Genomic DNA, 12,800 nt, shown 5'->3' with positions numbered 1-12,800 from the left:
CAGCGGAGAGGCGATATGAACGTCACCAGCGCGACCGACAGCACCAGCAAGTCGTCCAGCTCGACCAGCTCCACGACGACCACGTCGAGCAACAGCGTCGACTACAATACGTTTCTTCAGCTCCTCGTCGCCGAGATGAAGAATCAGGATCCAACCAATCCGATGGACACCTCGCAATATATGAGCCAGTTCGCCCAGCTCTCGACGGTCGAGCAGGCCATGCAGACCAATACGAAGCTGGATGCGCTGCTGTCCTCGCAGTCGTTGTCGCAGGCCGACGGGCTGATCGGAAAGACCGTCAGCTTCACCGACTCGACCGGCGCGACCTTCTCCGGCAAGGTCAAGTCGATCTCCATCAACAGCGACGGATCCGTTGCGACCCTCGAGGACGGCACGAAGGTCGCCGTCGGGCCCGGCCTTACGATCAGCCAGTCATGAACGAGCGGGACGCCCTCGACATCGTCCAGGCGGCGATCTGGACCATCATCGTCGCCTCCGGTCCTGCCGTCGGAGCTGCGATGCTGGTCGGTACCATCATCGCGCTGATGCAGGCCTTGACCCAGATCCAGGAGGTGACGCTGACCTTCGTTCCGAAGATCATCGTCATTCTCGTGGTCGTCGCCGTCTCCGGTTCATTCATCGGCGCCCATCTCTCGACCTTCACCGAGATGGTCTATTCGCATATCGAGCGGGGCTTCTGAGCCGCGAGGGGCCACCACCCTCGCGTAAGCTTTGCGCGGCAGATTACGGGGCGGACCCTCTGCCGGTGACCCATGGCCGATACGTTAGCTGCTAGCCTGCCCAGCCCCCGCCGATTCGGGGCGGACGCCTTCTTTGCGGCCGGCATCGTGACCATGCTCACGATCCTGTTCCTGCCGATACCGCCGATCCTGATCGATCTCGGCCTTGCCGTCTCGATCGCGCTGTCGGCGCTGATCCTGATGGTCGCGCTGTGGATCCAGCGGCCGCTGGATTTCTCGGCCTTCCCGACCGTGCTGCTGATCGCGACCATCCTGCGCCTCGCGCTCAACATCGCGACCACGCGCCTCATCCTGTCGCGCGGCGGGGAGGGCGAGCACGCCGCCGGCTATGTTGTCGCCGGCTTCTCCAAATTCGTCATGGGCGGCGACTTCGTCATCGGCCTGATCATCTTCGCGATCCTGGTCACGGTGAATTTCGTCGTGATCACCAAGGGCGCGACCCGTATCGCCGAGGTCGGCGCCCGTTTCACCCTGGACGCCATCCCCGGCAAGCAGATGGCGATCGACGCCGACCTGTCCGCGGGCCTGATCGACGACAAGGAAGCCCAGCGCCGCCGCCGCGAGCTCGAAGAGGAAAGCGCGTTCTTCGGCGCCATGGACGGTGCCTCGAAATTCGTCCGCGGCGACGCCATCGCCGGTCTGATCATCACCGCGATCAACATCTTCGGCGGCATCGTGATCGGCGTCACCCATCACGGCCTTACGCTGTCGCGCGCCGCCGACGTCTACACCAAGCTCTCCGTCGGCGACGGTCTGGTGTCGCAGATGCCGGCGCTGATCGTGTCGTTGTCCGCGGGCCTGCTGGTCTCAAAGGGTGGCACCAGGGGCTCGGCGGAACAGGCCGTGCTGCGGCAACTCGGCGGCTATCCCCGCGCGGTGTCGGCCGCCGCCCTGATGATGTTCGTGCTTGCGCTGATGCCGGGGCTGCCAATGCCGCCTTTCGTGCTGCTCGGCGGCGTCATGGCCTTCGTCGGCTACACCTTGCCCAGGCGGCAGGCGGCTGAGAAGCAGAAGGAAGATGCGCGCAAGGCCGACGAGCGCGCCCAGGCCCAGGCCAAGGAATCGGTCAAGGAATCGCTCAAGATGGCGGAGATCGAGCTGGCGCTCGGCGGCCATCTTTCGGTCCACCTCCTGGGCTCGCGCACCGAGCTTGGCCACCGCGTCGCGAAGATCCGCAAGAAGTTCGCCAAGCAATACGGGTTCGTGATTCCCGAGATCAAGCTCACCGACAATCTGTCGATCGATCCCAAGAGCTACCAGATCCGGATCCACGATACCCGCGTCGCCCACGGCGAGCTCAGACTCGGCGAGGTGCTGGTGCTCGTCGACAAGGACGGCAAGCCCGACGTGCCCGGCGAGGAGGTGATCGAACCCGCCTTCGGCATGAAGGCGCTGTGGGTGACGGAAGCTTTCACCGACGAAGTCAGGCGGCAGGGCTGCAAGCCGGTCGACAATCTGTCGGTGCTGCTCACGCATTTGAGCGAAGTGCTCCGGGCAAATCTCGCTCAGCTCCTATCCTACAAGGACATGCGCGGGCTGCTCGACCGGCTCGATCCCGAATACAAGCGCCTGGTCGAGGACCTCTGCCCGTCGCAGATCTCCTATTCCGGCCTGCTGGCGATCCTGAAGATCCTGCTGGCCGAGCGCGTGTCGATCCGCAACCTGCATCTGATCCTCGAGGCGATTGCCGAGATCGCGCCCCATGTGCGGCGCTCCGAGCAGGTCGCAGAGCATGTGCGCACGCGCCTTGCCCAGCAGATCTGCGGCGACCTCTCCGACAACGGCGTGCTCAACGTGGTCCGCCTCGGCAATCGCTGGGATCTCGCCTTCCACCAGAGCCTGAAACGCGACGCCAAGGGTGACGTCGTCGAATTCGACGCCGATCCGCGTCTCATCGAACAGTTCGCGACGGAAGCCAGCGCCGCGATCCGCAAGTTCACCGAGAACGGCACCAGCGTGGTGCTGGCGGTGACCCCCGAAGCCCGTCCCTATGTCCGGATGATCCTGGAACGGGTGTTCCCGACGTTGCCGATCCTGTCGCATGTCGAAGTGGCGCGCAGCGCCGAGATCCGTGCGCTCGGAGCCATATCGTGATCAGCAGCCTCGCCGACAGCGTGCTGGTGACATTCATCGTGTTCTGCCGCATCGGCGCCTGCCTGATGTTCGTGCCCGGCTATTCCAGCGTCAACGTCCCGGCCCAGGTCCGGCTGTTCATCGCGCTGGTCACGACGTTTGCGCTGACGCCGATCCTGATTGCGGTGCTGAAACCTCTGACGGACAACGCGGCGCCGCTGTCGCTCGCGCTCCTGATCGGCTCGGAGATCCTGGTCGGCAGCGTCATCGGCCTCGGCGGGCGCGTGTTCTTCCTCGCGCTCCAGACCATGGCAACCGTGATGGCGAGCGCGATCGGGCTGAGCAACATCCCGGGAACGCCGGTCGCCGACACCGATCCTGCGCCGGCCCTCGTGCCGCTGATCATGGCATCGGTCACCACGCTGTTCTTCATGACCGACCAGCACTGGCAGGTGTTGCGCGGGCTGATGAACTCCTACGATATCTGGCATCCCGGCAGCAGGCTCGGCGGCAGCATGCCGCTCGACCAGCTCGTGGGCCGCCTGTCGGAGGCGTTCGTGCTGACGCTGCGGATCGCCAGCCCGTTCATCGTCTATTCCGTCATCGTCAACTTCGCAGTCGGGCTGCTCAACAAGCTGACGCCGGCGATTCCGGTCTATTTCATCTCGGTGCCCTTCGTGCTGTTCGGCGGCTTCCTGCTGCTCTACCTCACCAGCGACGAGCTCCTGACGCAGTTCATCCTCGGCGTCTCCTCGTGGCTGGCGGAGTGACGGATCATGAAGTCGCGCGCGGACAAGCTTGGTCGGATGGTCTCGCTGGTAAAGCTCCAGCTGCGGCTGTCCGAATGGCAGCTTGCGCACCTGCGGCAGCAGGAGCGCAGCTTGCAGGACGAGCAGGAATGGCTGGTCGGCGCGCTGAACGAGGGCAAGCCGCCGGCGGGATCGTCGAGCGAGTCGATCGCACGGCGGCTCAACAGGACAAGCGTCGGCGCGCGTGCCGTGAAGGAGCAGGCCTCGCGGCAGCTCGACCAGGTTCGCCTCGAGACCCGTCGTGTGAAGCAGCTCGAGGAAGTTGCCAAGGCGGCGCTCGCGGAGAAGCTTCGCGACGCCGAAAAGCGCTCCCTCGAGGAGATGACGGGAACAAGCCTTACCGTGCGCGCGTGGACGCCACGGCCAGCCAGCCGGAACAAGACATGATCGTGACAGCGACACCCGACCTCGTCCTCGATGTTCTCGAGGCCGCCGATCCCGTGACGCAGCGCGCGGCGACCGCGAAGCTCGACGCGCTGAAATCGTCGAATGCCGATTTCGCTGCCACGATGGACGCCGAGGTCGGCAAGGCCGCGGCTGCCGCCGATCAATCCGCGGCGAAGGTCGCCGAAGCACAGTCGGGGGCGGTGAACGGGGCGCCAGTGCAGGTGATCAAGGCACCGGCATCCGGCGAAGTCTACCGGAAGTTCGAAGCCTTCATCCTCCAGACCTTCGTCGAAACGATGCTGCCGAAGGAGTCCGAGGAGCTGTTCGGCAAGGGCACTGCGGGCAGCGTCTGGAAGTCGATGCTGGCGGAGCAACTCGGCAACCAGCTCGCGAAGGGCAAGGGCATCGGCATTGCAAGGCAGCTCGCCGCAGCAAATCCGGCGGGACCTGACGTAACGGGGAAGGCCGGATGACGATCCGGAATGGGTGACAGAAGTTGAGGGGTGAATTTCCTATGCAGGCACAAGAAGGCGCGGCAGCCCTGGTGATGGAGCAGCCGGTCGTGGACACCGAGGCGATGGCGATTGCTGCAGCATCTCCCGATGCGCTGTTGCCCGTGCTGCTGCCCAATGTCGGCGGCGAGGCGGTGATCGACGGCGCTGAGGCGGCGAGATCGGACGAGGTGCGCGGCCTGCTGGCGGCGATCCGCCGGCTCGAAAGCATCGTCGAGGAGGAGACGGTCGCGCTCACGACGCGTAAGAAGATCGATTTCGACGACTTCAGCGCCCGCAAGAGCCGGAGCATGCTGGAGTTCGTTCGCCTGATGCGGGCACGGATGCATCTCGGCAGCGAGGTCGAGATCACCGAGGAGATCCAGCGCCTGCGCGAGAAGCTCGAGCGCAACCGGTCGATCCTCGAGATGCACTACGACGCGGTGCGCGAGGTTGCGTCGATCATCGTCAAGGCCATCAAGGACGCCGAGTCGGACGGGACCTATACCGGTCGTACAACGCAGGACGGAAAATGATCAGACTCGTGCTCGCCGGGCTCTGGGTCTGCATCCTCACGGCGGGCACGAGCTACGCCGTGGCCTATTGGAAGGAAAACGGCAGCCTTTTGCCGGCAAAGGACGCCTATCTCGACGGGCTGCAATACCAGAAGACACGGGCGCTGAGCGTGCCCATGGTCGAGAACGGCAATGTGCAGGGTTATATCGTCGCGCGCTTCGTCTACACCGTGGAGGCTAAGGTTATGCACCAGCTCAATGTGCCGCCGGAGCCGTTCGTCGTCGACGAGGCGTTCCGCAGGATCTATGCCGACGACCGCCTCGATTTCAGGAAGCTCGCCCGCTACGACCTCTCGATCCTCACGACGGCCATCAAGCAGCGCGTCAACGAGCGGATGCAGGCCGACGTGGTCCAGGACGTCCTGGTCGAGGACTTCAATTACGTCTCCAAGGAAGAATTCCAGTCGAAGCCGTAGGCTTCACCGGACTGGCGTGACGTGGCTTTCCGGAAGCATCACGTCCGAATGAGATCCTGAGGCGCCATTCTCATCTCGTCGCGCCCTGCTGCGGCTCCGCCCGCGGGGCAGAGCAAAGCCTGTGTTCTGCGCACTCGGCTCTTGAAAGTGCAACGGCCTCCGCGAAGGTGCTCCGCGGAGGCCGTTGTCGGTTTCGTGGCGGCACGCTGCCGCGTCAGTTTCCGGCGGGATACGCCGCCGGCGCGGCATGCGCCCTGTTGAGGAGAATGCCGACCTCGTCGAGCTCCTGCATCGGCTCTTCGAGGGTTTCGCCGGCCGGGATGTTGAGGCGGTATCCGACGTAGCGCCGGGCCACGATCGCATCGAAGCCGAGGCGGTCGCGGAGTTTCTTGCGCAGCTTGCTGACGTGGCTCTCGATCACGCTCTCGTCGAAGGTGGACTCGAAGATGCCGTAGACCGCGTTGAAGATCTGCGTCTTGGTGACCCACTTGCCGTGGTTGCTGACCATATATTCGAGAATGCGTAGTTCGCGGCGGGGCAGGGTGAGGGCGTGGCCCGCGATCTCGGGGTCACGTCCGTTGAAGAAGACCTGGATCCTGGTCTCGCAGGGCCTCGGCAGCTCGCCGACCCGGCGGCGCGCGATTGCGGCCGTCCGGGCGAGGATTTCGCGCAGGTGAATCGGGACATGCACGACGTCGTCGACGCCCGATTCGAACAGCTCCAGCGTGTTCTTGAGCATCTTCTGGCCGCTCATGGCGATGATGGGGGCCGCGGAGCGCTTGCGCATCGCCCGCGGCAGGCTTCCGCGGGCGTCGCAATCCCCGAGGAGGAAGGCGTCGACCGCTGCCAGGTCCGATTCACTCGCAGATTGCAGCCAGTCCCAGAATTCTCCGGAGGAGAAGCCGATCGACGATACGCCTTCGCGAACGAGCCCTCCTACGTAGCTGTTCGTGACGCTCTCGCGATCATCAACGATAATATACATCAGTCTTTCGCCCCTGTTTCGCACTTGTCGCGGCCGGCAGGTTGTTGTGATGCACCGGCTCGGCGACCATGCTGTTTGACGATATTTCCATCCCGCGAACCGTTGTTATGGTTTCGATATTCGCGGGCAGCCCTACGCATTCAGTGCCTGCGTTTTCCGCGGGCCTGTTACTTCGACTCGATACTGAACGCTTACTGCGTGAGGCCCGGCGGGTGTCTTACGGATCACCTCGCGGGGCGGATTGAGACAGCGACCTAGAACAGTTGCGCCAAGTTGCCTATTGCGTCCGAACGCTACTGAACTTTGCCGATCTCCTCGCCAACTGGCGAGAATCACTTGAGTAGGACCGTAACAATTGCCGTTTTCCGATCAAGCGCGCGTAACAAAGCGGTTGCTATGCATGTTTGATGCTGTTGGTTTGTTGCGAGTTGTTTCTTGATATATCTAATCACACTAATTGATTTGGATATCGAACTAGTTTTGCCCCGTGCTGGGTCTATAGTTCCGCATCCCTGTATAATCACAGCTATTTTGGGTGGTGCTGCGTGGTAGGCGCATGGAGGGGTTTTCAACCCGGGATTGACGCTGTCCACTGCTTTTCCACATGCGACAATTCGACTCATGTGTGGCGCAGTGACTCCAGCTTGGCGAAATCTTGGCGAGTGTGTGTCTTTCGAGTCGCACTCTCGCCGCGTGCGTGACGCTTTCGACTCATTCGACGTCGCTTCGTGCGTGCTGAAAAGTTTTCGATGCGCACGTTTCAGGCAAGCTTCGACAAATAAATTCGTCGTTCGATAGATCGAAGTGAACGGAGCATTTTCACATGTCGTCCGATGGACAAGCTCGTCCTGGTGCAGCCGCCGATATTGCCGCGGCGGCGAAGCCGGCTCCGGAAGCACGCAATCCAAATCCGACGCAAGCGGCCAAGCCCGCAGCAAGTGCAAAGCGCATGTCGGCTGCGGCGAACGACGAAACTCTGGCGAAAGAGGCGCTCGAGGGACTGAAGCGCATTCGTGCCAAGGCACGCCTCGACAAGATGGCAATACCCAAGCCGGCGCCGGCCGTGATCAAGCCGGCCGTGATCGTGGCCAAGCCGCCGCCCCCCCGTCCAACCTGGGTCGTGCCGCTCGCGACATTGGCGGCCGCCGCCGTCTTGGTGGTCTGCGCCTGCACCGGCGTGATCGCCTATCTCACCACGCAGCCCGCCCAGAACAATGTCGCGGCCAATACCGAGATCAGGATTTTGCGCGAGACGGTCGCCCAGCTGCGCAAGCAGGTGTCGGGCGTGTCCGAAAATCTCGACGGCCTGCGGACCGCGGTCGATCAATCCAGCAAGGCAACCAATGACCGCTTCGGCAGGTTCGCCGAGAATCTCGACCGCATCGAGCGGGTGAGCTCGTCCTCGACGGTGAAGCTCGACAAGCTCGCCCAGGCGCAGGCCCAGGCCCCGACGCCGGCGACCGTCGCTTCGCAGCCGCCCTCGCAGACGATGCCGATGATGGCCTCGGTCGCCGCGCCGGAATTCACGGGTTCGGTGCCTGCCTCGGAACGCACGGCGGCGCCGCGAAAGCTGGTCAAGGGCTGGTCGGTGCGCCAGGCCTATGAGGGGATCGCGATCCTGCAAAGTCCGAACGGCGTCATCGAGGCCGTATTGGGACAGCAGGTGCCCGGCCTCGGCCGGATCGAGGAGATCCGGAGCGATAACGGACGCCTGGTGGTGGAAACCAGCGGCGGCGTCATCTATTCGTCGCGCAAGGCAGCGCCCTGATCGAAGCCGTCTACTGGCGGTGATGCTCGAAGCTGGTGCAGAGCAGCTCGACTTCCGGCTCGGCGATCGGCGCGCGAAACAGACGGCAGGAGAACTCGACCGTCGTCTTGCCGTCCGCGCTGGTGCGATCTTCCCGGAGGAAGATGCATCGCTTGCAGACGTCGGTATGGTGCCGCTGCTCGGCCGCGTCGGACTGATCCAGCACGTGGCGGAGCGCGTCGCGGAAGCGGATCTTGGCCTCCTCGTCGAGCACGGCAATCGCCTCGACGAGAACATTGACGGGGTCCCGCGCCAGGAACTTCTTGCCCTGCTGGGTGACGCTCAGCATCACTGACCGCTTGTCCTTGGCCGAGCGCTTCCGCTCGAGATAGCCGAGCCGTTCGAGCTCGCCGATGATGAACGAGGCGGTGCCGCGCGTGGTGCCGACGTAACTCGCGAGCGCCGAGGGCGTGCGGGAAAACCGGTTGGCGCGGGAGAGGAAACGCAGCGCCATCCACTCGCGATCGCGCAAGCCGTGCTTGGTGCCTTCGAACCATAGGATCCGTGCGACCTGCTCCACCAGTTCAATCGATTCACGAGCCAAGTTCATTTCAATTCCGGATCGGATAAAGCTTTATTCAATTGAGCCTTTGGGTAGCGCAATCTGGGTGGACGACAATGAAGCTCTCGGGCGATCCTTCGTCCTTGACCGGACGGCTGAGCGCGCCTGGAAGGACGCGTCTCCGTTGCCGGAGATGGAACTTCCGGCCGTGGAACTAGAGCGTCACAAAGAAAGTTCGGGTGAATCGCACGGCTCAACTCTTCTGAAAATTTCAGTCAAATGACTGCGCTTCACGTGGTTGAATCCGATGCCGCGCAACATCCGGGCGACATGATGTGTCGTTGCGGCCACTGCGGAGCGCATTTGTTGCGGCGGAGCGCTTCGAATGGCGCGAAGCGGCGGAAGGTCGGCAACCTCTGACCGCGCGGAGTGAGGCCGGAGAACAACAATCTTGGGTTAATGGATGTTGCGCCGCAGTGCAGCCACGCGGTTAAAGCCTGCACACGATCAAACCCAAACGGCTGGCGAATGGCTGATCCGATCGGCCGTCCGTACGTTCGGAGTCCGCGACGCCGCCGACGGAGGCAGGTGGTCCGCGTCGACGAAGGGATGAGACTGCCGGCAGGGCGCTCGCAGGCTGGTGACTTGCGTTTGTCCGGCAAATATTGGCGGATGCGGCGCCCCAGGGGGCATCAGCATGGGAAGCAGGAAGGGAAAGACCGATGAGCTTTGAAACCACCATGACATCCGACGTCGTCGGGCTGACGAAAGTCGCCCCGCTCTCGCGCCGCGGATTCATGAGCGCCACCGCGGCCGTCACCGCTGGCTACACGCTCGCGGCCGGTCCGGTCCGTGCCGACATCATCACGACGGATACCAACGGCCTCCAGGCCGGCGATGCCAAGATCAAGGTCGGCTCCGAGGAGATGCCCGCCTATTTCGCCCGCCCGGCCGGCAACACCAAGGCGCCCGTGATCATCGTGGCGATGGAGATCTTCGGCCTGCACGAATACATCAGGGACGTGACGCGGCGCCTCGCCAAGCTCGGCGCCTTTGCCATCGCGCCCGACTATTACTTCCGCAAAGGCGTCGATCTGACCAGGGTCAGCGAGGTCAAGGATCTCTTGCCGGTCGTCAACTCCAAGCCGGACACCGAATTGCTGTCCGATCTCGACGCGGTGGCTGCATGGGCGGGATCGCAGGGCGGCGACGCGGCGAAGCTCGGCATCATCGGCTTCTGCCGCGGCGGACGCACGGTCTGGGAGTATGCCGCCCATAGCGGCACGCTCAAGGCCGGCGTGGCCTTCTACGGGACGGTGGTCGACCCCGCCAATCCGCTGTGGCCAAAGAGCCCGATGCAGCTCGCCCCCGAGATGAAGGCGCCGGTGCTCGGCCTCTACGGCGGCGCCGATACCGGCATTCCCGTCGCCCAGGTCGAGCAGCTCAAGGCAGCGCTCGAGCAGAACAAGAAGACGGCCGAGTTCAAGATCTACCCCGAAGCGCCGCACGGCTTCCACGCGGACTATCGCGGCAGCTACCGCAGGGACGCGGCGGACGATGCGTGGAAGCAGGCCGGGGCCTGGTTCAAGAAATACGGCGTGTTGAGCTGACGCTGGAGCATGGTCCGGAAAAGTGTTCAGCGTTTTCCGGCAAGATCATGCTCAAGAATTTCGAGAGGGCGGCTCGATCGGCCGCTCTCGCTAAGGCCGAACTCTAGCGTCCTTCCCCTGCTCGCCACAGCGCATCCAGGGCCTGGCGATAGGTCGGATAAGCCAGCGTGACGCCGAGGTCGCGCTTCAATTTCGCGTTGGAGACGCGGGCACTGCTGGCATAGAAGCTGCGCGCCATCGCCGACATCTCGGCGGTCTCGAACGCTTCTTCCGGCGGTGGCGCAACGCCCATGAGCTGCGCGGCATAGGCGATCACGTCCTGCGGCGGCGTGGGCTCATCGTCGCAGACGTTCCAGGTGCCGCCGCTCCCGTGCTGAATTGCGGCCATGATCGCGCTCGCGATGTCGTCGACGTGGATGCGGTTGAAGACCTGCCCCGGCTTGATGATGCGCCGTGCCGTGCCGGTTCGCAGCGTCACCAGCGCGTTGCGGCCGGGACCATAGATTCCGGCAAGCCGCAGGATCGCGACATTGCCGTATCCGCCATTGGTCCAGGCCTGCTCAGCCGCAAGCCGCAGGCGCGTGCGCTCGAAGGCGGCCTGCGGCGGTGTGTCTTCGTCCACCCACGCGCCGCCGTGATCGCCATATACGCCGATGGTGGATAAGTAGATGATCTTGCGATGGCCCGCTGCCAGCACGTCGCCAAACGCCGTGATGGCGGGATCGCCACCGCTGCCGGGCGGGATCGACACCAGAAGAACATCGGCGTCGCTGATACGTTCGAGCGTCGCGTCAGCTGGACGGCTGCCGGAAAAGGCATGCACCTCGATATCCGGCAGGTCGCCTCGCTCTCCGGGATCGCGCACGGTGCCGGCGACATGCGCGAAGGCCCCGCCGAATTTTCGGGCGAAATGCCGGGCACTGTAGCCGAGGCCGAGGATGAAGAGCCGCATGCGTCTTCCGTGCAGGTCGGAGTTCCCGTCGCGCGCGCTGCGCGTCCTTCGCTCATAAGAGATTTTTGGGTCCGGCAAAAGATATTGCGATTTGTCTCGGCCGCCAGTGCGGGCAATGGTCACGCGTCACCGGGACGGATGAGGGAGGCGTCGATCATGCAGGCAGACGCGGTCACCCTGGCGCCTTCAGGCGCTGCGGATCTGGTCCGGCGTGCGGCCGCGCTGATCTTCGATGTCGACGGCACGCTGGCCGAGACCGAGGAGCTGCATCGGCAGGCCTTCAACCACGCCTTTGCCCACGTCGGTCTCGACTGGCAATGGGATCGCGCCGTCTATAAGGACCTGCTGCGGGTGACGGGCGGCAAGGAGCGCATGCGCGCCTACCACGCGAGGCTGGCGATCGCCCCGCCTTTGTCGGATGGGGACATCGCCGAGCTTCACCGCATCAAGACCGCGCATTACGCCGAGCTGATCGAGACCGGCTGCTGCCCGTTGCGGCCGGGCGTGGCGGAACTGCTCGCTGCGGCGAAGGCGCGCGGCCAGCGGCTCGCGATCGCGACCACCACATCGCATGGCAACATCGATGCGCTGCTGTCGCAGGCGCTGGGGACGCGCTGGGCTGCGGACTTCGAGGCGATCGTCGCCGGCGACGATGTCAGGCACAAGAAACCGGCGCCGGACGTCTATCTCGAGATCCTGGCGCGGCTGAAGCTCGAGCCCACGATGTGCGTTGCGATCGAGGATTCCGCCAACGGCCTGATCGCGGCTTCGCGCGCGGGAGTTCCCGTTCTCATCACCCGCAGCATGTTCTTTGGGGATGACGATTTCAGCGCGGCGCGGGTCGTGCTGGACGATCTGTCGGGGCTTGGATGAGGCCGCCAATAAAAAAAGTCGGAAAACAACCCCATGCACAGTAGATCACGCCGGCGTGTCCGCCCCGTTCAGTGGACGCGGCGGCTCGTCCTATCGTCCTCAGCCTGCTCGACAATCTGCGCGATCGGGCTCGATTGGTGATGTACCAGGCGCCAGCCGTCGCCGACGCGCCGAAAATGATTGGCAGCCGCCAAGGCGGTGCCGTCGACGATCTCGATGCAGAGCACGCGGGCGCTGTCGCCGTCGATGATGGCCTGCGGTTCGGCGCAGACGATCTGCGGCCGCTGCGGGTTTTGCAGGATGTCGCGCCAGCTTCCGATCACCGTGGCGCGCCCGATGATGGCGGGCCAGCCGGGATGGATGCAGGAGATGGCGTCGTCGTCCGCCCACATCCGCTCCATTCCGGCAATGTCGCCGGTGGAGAAGGCGGCATAGAAGGCCGCGTTCGCGGCGATGACCTTGCTGTCCTTTGCCATGCCTCTCGGGTGCGGCAATGACAGGCAAAAATCAAGCGCGACTTGCGTTTGATTTTGCGTTGGATTTTGACCGCAGTGCAGCA

At 64.0% G+C, this 12,800-nt stretch carries 15 protein-coding genes; 11 read left to right on the top strand and 4 right to left on the bottom strand.

Features of this window, described 5'->3' with window-relative positions:
* Positions 1-15: 15 nt before the first annotated feature.
* From flgD to JQ592_RS22530, 8 genes are all read left to right on the top strand, one after another.
* Positions 16-438 (top strand): flagellar hook assembly protein FlgD, encoded by a 423-nt coding sequence (gene flgD / locus JQ592_RS22565; RefSeq protein ID WP_211404987.1) that lies wholly within the window; start codon positions 16-18, stop codon positions 436-438.
* Positions 435-701: a flagellar biosynthesis protein FliQ gene (fliQ, locus tag JQ592_RS22560; protein WP_018641238.1), complete on the top strand. Its 267-nt coding sequence runs from the start codon at positions 435-437 to the stop codon at positions 699-701. Before flgD ends, fliQ begins: the two co-directional genes overlap by 4 nt.
* A gap of 72 nt (positions 702-773) precedes the next feature.
* Complete coding sequence (flhA, locus tag JQ592_RS22555; RefSeq protein ID WP_211404986.1) at positions 774-2,855, top strand: flagellar biosynthesis protein FlhA; 2,082 nt, start codon at positions 774-776, stop codon at positions 2,853-2,855.
* The gene (fliR, locus tag JQ592_RS22550; RefSeq protein WP_211404985.1) at positions 2,852-3,604 is read left to right on the top strand and encodes a flagellar biosynthesis protein FliR; all 753 of its coding nucleotides are present in this window, start codon (positions 2,852-2,854) and stop codon (positions 3,602-3,604) included. The genes flhA and fliR overlap by 4 nt, the downstream gene beginning before the upstream one ends.
* A 6-nt stretch (positions 3,605-3,610) precedes the next feature.
* Positions 3,611-4,030 carry a hypothetical protein gene (locus tag JQ592_RS22545; RefSeq protein WP_211404984.1) on the top strand — a complete coding sequence of 140 codons (420 nt, stop codon included), beginning with the start codon at positions 3,611-3,613 and terminating at the stop codon, positions 4,028-4,030.
* On the top strand, positions 4,027-4,503 hold the full coding sequence (locus JQ592_RS22540; protein ID WP_211404983.1) for a rod-binding protein: 477 nt from the start codon (positions 4,027-4,029) through the stop codon (positions 4,501-4,503). The genes JQ592_RS22545 and JQ592_RS22540 overlap by 4 nt, the downstream gene beginning before the upstream one ends.
* Positions 4,504-4,544: 41 nt before the next feature.
* A complete protein-coding gene (locus JQ592_RS22535; protein ID WP_211404982.1) occupies positions 4,545-5,057 on the top strand; it encodes a flagellar biosynthesis protein FlgN in 513 nt (170 codons plus the stop codon).
* Entirely contained in the window at positions 5,054-5,512 is a 459-nt protein-coding gene (locus JQ592_RS22530; protein WP_211404981.1) for a hypothetical protein, read from the top strand. The genes JQ592_RS22535 and JQ592_RS22530 overlap by 4 nt, the downstream gene beginning before the upstream one ends.
* Positions 5,513-5,726: 214 nt before the next feature.
* Here JQ592_RS22530 and JQ592_RS22525 read toward each other — a convergent pair whose 3' ends face one another.
* Complete coding sequence (locus JQ592_RS22525; RefSeq protein ID WP_211404980.1) at positions 5,727-6,497, bottom strand: response regulator transcription factor; 771 nt, start codon at positions 6,495-6,497, stop codon at positions 5,727-5,729.
* A gap of 823 nt (positions 6,498-7,320) precedes the next feature.
* On the opposite strand from JQ592_RS22525, the gene JQ592_RS22520 reads away from it, so the two are divergent.
* The gene (locus JQ592_RS22520) at positions 7,321-8,265 is read left to right on the top strand and encodes a hypothetical protein (protein ID WP_211404979.1); all 945 of its coding nucleotides are present in this window, start codon (positions 7,321-7,323) and stop codon (positions 8,263-8,265) included.
* A 10-nt stretch (positions 8,266-8,275) separates the two neighbouring features.
* On the opposite strand, the gene JQ592_RS22515 is transcribed toward JQ592_RS22520, so the two are convergent.
* A complete protein-coding gene (locus tag JQ592_RS22515) occupies positions 8,276-8,854 on the bottom strand; it encodes a MarR family winged helix-turn-helix transcriptional regulator (RefSeq protein WP_183244958.1) in 579 nt (192 codons plus the stop codon).
* Positions 8,855-9,528: 674 nt separating this feature from the next.
* On the opposite strand from JQ592_RS22515, the gene JQ592_RS22510 reads away from it, so the two are divergent.
* Positions 9,529-10,416 (top strand): dienelactone hydrolase family protein, encoded by an 888-nt coding sequence (locus tag JQ592_RS22510; RefSeq protein ID WP_211404978.1) that lies wholly within the window; start codon positions 9,529-9,531, stop codon positions 10,414-10,416.
* Between the two features lie 103 nt (positions 10,417-10,519).
* Here JQ592_RS22510 and JQ592_RS22505 read toward each other — a convergent pair whose 3' ends face one another.
* On the bottom strand, positions 10,520-11,368 hold the full coding sequence (locus JQ592_RS22505) for an SDR family oxidoreductase (RefSeq protein WP_211404977.1): 849 nt from the start codon (positions 11,366-11,368) through the stop codon (positions 10,520-10,522).
* A 156-nt stretch (positions 11,369-11,524) separates the two neighbouring features.
* On the opposite strand from JQ592_RS22505, the gene JQ592_RS22500 reads away from it, so the two are divergent.
* Positions 11,525-12,241, top strand: coding sequence for an HAD family hydrolase (locus tag JQ592_RS22500; protein WP_211404976.1), 717 nt, complete (start codon positions 11,525-11,527; stop codon positions 12,239-12,241).
* A 68-nt stretch (positions 12,242-12,309) separates the two neighbouring features.
* On the opposite strand, the gene JQ592_RS22495 is transcribed toward JQ592_RS22500, so the two are convergent.
* A complete protein-coding gene (locus JQ592_RS22495) occupies positions 12,310-12,717 on the bottom strand; it encodes a nuclear transport factor 2 family protein (protein WP_211404975.1) in 408 nt (135 codons plus the stop codon).
* Positions 12,718-12,800 lie beyond the last annotated feature (83 nt).

This window comes from Bradyrhizobium iriomotense, assembly GCF_018129405.1.
In the GTDB taxonomy this organism is placed as follows: domain Bacteria; phylum Pseudomonadota; class Alphaproteobacteria; order Rhizobiales; family Xanthobacteraceae; genus Bradyrhizobium; species Bradyrhizobium iriomotense_B.
The sequence above is the reverse complement of the archived record's forward strand: the minus strand, read 5'-3'. Positions and strand labels throughout refer to the sequence as shown.

Bases quoted from the DNA above. Each gene is read 5' to 3' on its own strand.
- JQ592_RS22515 (WP_183244958.1), bottom strand. From the start codon at position 8,854: ATGAACTTGGCTCGTGAATCGATTGAACTGGTGGAGCAGGTCGCACGG.
- JQ592_RS22500 (WP_211404976.1), top strand. From the start codon at position 11,525: ATGCAGGCAGACGCGGTCACCCTGGCGCCTTCAGGCGCTGCGGATCTG.
- JQ592_RS22495 (WP_211404975.1), bottom strand. From the start codon at position 12,717: ATGGCAAAGGACAGCAAGGTCATCGCCGCGAACGCGGCCTTCTATGCC.
- flgD (WP_211404987.1), top strand. From the start codon at position 16: ATGAACGTCACCAGCGCGACCGACAGCACCAGCAAGTCGTCCAGCTCG.
- flhA (WP_211404986.1), top strand. From the start codon at position 774: ATGGCCGATACGTTAGCTGCTAGCCTGCCCAGCCCCCGCCGATTCGGG.
- JQ592_RS22505 (WP_211404977.1), bottom strand. From the start codon at position 11,368: ATGCGGCTCTTCATCCTCGGCCTCGGCTACAGTGCCCGGCATTTCGCC.
- JQ592_RS22535 (WP_211404982.1), top strand. From the start codon at position 4,545: ATGCAGGCACAAGAAGGCGCGGCAGCCCTGGTGATGGAGCAGCCGGTC.
- fliQ (WP_018641238.1), top strand. From the start codon at position 435: ATGAACGAGCGGGACGCCCTCGACATCGTCCAGGCGGCGATCTGGACC.
- JQ592_RS22520 (WP_211404979.1), top strand. From the start codon at position 7,321: ATGTCGTCCGATGGACAAGCTCGTCCTGGTGCAGCCGCCGATATTGCC.
- JQ592_RS22510 (WP_211404978.1), top strand. From the start codon at position 9,529: ATGAGCTTTGAAACCACCATGACATCCGACGTCGTCGGGCTGACGAAA.
- JQ592_RS22545 (WP_211404984.1), top strand. From the start codon at position 3,611: ATGAAGTCGCGCGCGGACAAGCTTGGTCGGATGGTCTCGCTGGTAAAG.
- JQ592_RS22525 (WP_211404980.1), bottom strand. From the start codon at position 6,497: ATGTATATTATCGTTGATGATCGCGAGAGCGTCACGAACAGCTACGTA.
- JQ592_RS22530 (WP_211404981.1), top strand. From the start codon at position 5,054: ATGATCAGACTCGTGCTCGCCGGGCTCTGGGTCTGCATCCTCACGGCG.
- JQ592_RS22540 (WP_211404983.1), top strand. From the start codon at position 4,027: ATGATCGTGACAGCGACACCCGACCTCGTCCTCGATGTTCTCGAGGCC.